General features: G+C 56.3%; 1 rRNA gene. It reads left to right on the plus strand.

The window, feature by feature from the left end:
* Nucleotides 1–252: ribosomal RNA gene (locus tag AC13HU_RS38425) — 23S ribosomal RNA — on the plus strand; the annotation flags it as partial.

The following is a 252-nucleotide window of genomic DNA, read 5'->3' on the forward strand; positions in this document are numbered from 1 at the left end:
TCCCTGGTGACCGATAGCGGATAGTACCGTGAGGGAATGGTGAAAAGTACCGCGGGAGCGGAGTGAAATAGTACCTGAAACCGTGTGCCTACAAGCCGTGGGAGCGTCGGATGTCGAGCTTGCTTGGCATCTCGTGACTGCGTGCCTTTTGAAGAATGAGCCTGCGAGTTTGCGGTGTGTTGCGAGGTTAACCCGTGTGGGGGAGCCGTAGCGAAAGCGAGTCCGAATAGGGCGTTTCAGTAGCACGCTCAA

It is taken from the genome of Streptomyces sp. NH27, assembly GCF_056859195.1.